Raw genomic sequence first — 2,683 nt, forward strand, 5'->3', positions numbered from 1 at the left:
TCTCCATATTGCGCAAATAAATCAACAACTTGCTGCTGTGTTGCTTGATAAGAAAGATTGCCAATGTAGATACTCTTCATGATTATGTCCCTGCTTTGCTTTGGAATCTAAGATATTATAACTAAAAACTTGTCTAATTTTTAGTTCTTGATAAATGTTAAGAGTAACTTACAAACAAAATACAGCAAAGAGAATAAAGAAAAATTAAAGAGCTTGTAGATTGGAATCTTGTTGTAATTTGATATTGTTTCGATAATCTTTGCTTAGTTACCCCTGTTGATTGTCCATGAATTCTATTACCCTATATGAAAATTCTGCAAGACCATGTTTTTGATGTTCTGAAATAGCATTGAATGTGTGTTTTTGTAAGTGTAAGCGTGGGAGCAATATTATATTTGCATGGATTATCTTGTTAAAACACTTTTAACAAGGTAGAATAAATACTCTTGTATTGAGTTAAGATTTTGTAGGTTAAGGAGCGGATATGTTTGAAGAGATTTCTTTTGGCAAAATTAATCGTTTGCCAAAATATTTATTTAGCACGATTAATGAAATAAAACTAAACATGCGACAAAAAGGAGAAGATGTCATTGATTTTTCTATGGGTAATCCCGATGGTATGCCACCCAAGATTGTCATAGATAAGCTTTGTGAAAGTGCCAAAAAACCTAAAAATCAAGGGTATTCAGTCAGTAAGGGAATTTATAAGTTACGACTCGCGCTATGTGATTGGTATAAACGTAGATTTGACGTAGAGCTAGATCCAAATCTTGAAGTTTGTGTGGGTATGGGGAGCAAGGAGGGCTTTGTACATTTGGTGCAAGCCATTACAAATGTTGGGGATTTTGCCATAGTCCCAGAGCCAGCATATCCTATTCATTACCACGCATTTATTATTAATGGCGCAAATGTTAGTACTTTTCCTATCTCATATAATGCAGAATATGAATTAGACGAGGACAGTTTCTTTGTGGCATTGCAAAAAGCACTCTATGAGAATTTTCCTAAACCCAAATTTGTTGTTGTGAATTTTCCACATAATCCAACGACTGTGGTAGTTTATAAAAGCTTTTATCAAAAGTTAGTAAAGCTTGCCAAGAAAGAAAGATTCTATATTATTAGCGATATTGCTTATGCAGAACTATTCTTTGGGGATTTTAAGACACCTAGTATTTTTGAGGTCAAAGGGGCAAAAGATGTTGCGGTTGAAACCTATACCTTAAGCAAAAGCTATAATATGGCTGGCTGGAGGATTGGCTTTGTAGCAGGCAATAGACGTATTGTTGAGGCTCTACAAAAAATCAAAGGCTGGATTGACTATGGGATTTATACACCCATCCAAGTTGCTGCCACAATTGCACTTAATGAGTGTGATGATGAGGTTTTGATAGTTAAAGCAAAATATGAAAAGCGCATGAAAGTCATGGTTGAATCTTTTGGTAATGCAGGATGGAAATTGCAAATGCCCAAAGCTAGCATGTTTATTTGGGCGAAGATTCCACCACAGTGTGCGCACTTAGGCAGTCTTGAATTTGCTAAGAGGTTGTTAGAAGAAGCGAAAGTAGCAGTAAGTCCTGGGGCTGGGTTTGGTATTGCAGGAGATTCTTATGTTCGTATTGCATTGATTGAAAATGAAAAGAGAATTCGACAAGCTGCAAAAAATATTAAAAGATTTTTAAAAGCTATAGAATCTGAAAAATAAGTTTGCCTTCTCACTATCCTACCAATATGAATTGTTATTTACAGTCATCTCTGTGATTAATTTTCACAAAGATACACGAGCATTTGTGATTCATACATTATTGTTTGAACAATAGAGAGCTTTATAGATTTTAAGCTTTAAGCTAAAATCATTCTTTTACATTCCCTCCACTTAGAATCCATACTCTGTTTGCAAAAGAAAAAACAAGGAGCGTTTCTCTTTTGTTTATTCTTATAGAGGTAAGAGTCTTTAATTGGGTAAAGAAAGCCATAATTAAAGTAGAGGAATGGGGTAACATGGCAGCACAGATTCTTAATGTTATCCTGTATAAGAATAAGATTCTTTAAGATTTTATCACCATTGTTAGTCTTAGTTTGAGATTGTTTTGTTTATGTGGAGTCATTCCTTTTTATTTATTCTTACTGATTCTCACTGTATTATTGCAAATTTTGACCTCTGGCTAGTCTTGGCTTAAAAATCTTCTTTGTCGTTTCAGTGCAATTCGCATTCTGCATAAGCCTTGTAGCCTTGAGTGCATTATCTCTGATAAAATTTATGTCTTATTATTTTTTTGCTTTTGAACCACATGATTATCTTTGTTCAATAATGAGAGAAAGAGAGAATTTCTCTAGCAATAATGATAGTTAGGTCATGCTCAATACATCTGCAAGTTGCTTTGCTTGTTCATAAACCAAGATTATAGCAACTCTCAAACATTCAAAATTCTATAAATTCTATAAAAATCTCAACAAAAAAATGAAAACTGCCGATTTAGTTTTCAACAAGACAAGAAAACTTAGAGGCAAAAATTTTAAGGAGACTAAAATGGCTTTCCAAGCAAATACCAATATTAATGCGTTAAATGCACATGTTAATTCGGTTGTTACCCAAAGAGGTCTTAAAGATTCTTTGGAAAAGTTAAGTTCAGGTTTGAGAATCAACAAAGCAGCAGATGATGCTTCAGGTATGATTATTGCAGAC

Annotated in this window: 1 protein-coding gene and 2 pseudogenes; 2 read left to right on the top strand and 1 reads right to left on the bottom strand. The window is 33.8% G+C overall.

The window, feature by feature from the left end:
- Positions 1–80, bottom strand: a pseudogene (locus CQA44_RS13550) (RNA-binding protein); the annotation flags it as partial.
- Between the two features lie 404 nt (positions 81–484).
- Here CQA44_RS13550 and CQA44_RS11760 point away from each other — a divergent pair.
- Positions 485–1,702 carry an LL-diaminopimelate aminotransferase gene (locus CQA44_RS11760; protein WP_115547392.1) on the top strand — a complete coding sequence of 406 codons (1,218 nt, stop codon included), beginning with the start codon at positions 485–487 and terminating at the stop codon, positions 1,700–1,702.
- Positions 1,703–2,527: 825 nt separating this feature from the next.
- A pseudogene (locus tag CQA44_RS11765) lies at positions 2,528–2,683 on the top strand (flagellin B); the annotation flags it as partial.

This window comes from Helicobacter sp. MIT 14-3879 (assembly GCF_003364125.1).

What these genes read in the sequence shown, in the direction of transcription:
- CQA44_RS11760 (WP_115547392.1), top strand. Translation starts at nt 485, where the DNA reads ATGTTTGAAGAGATTTCTTTTGGCAAAATTAATCGTTTGCCAAAATAT.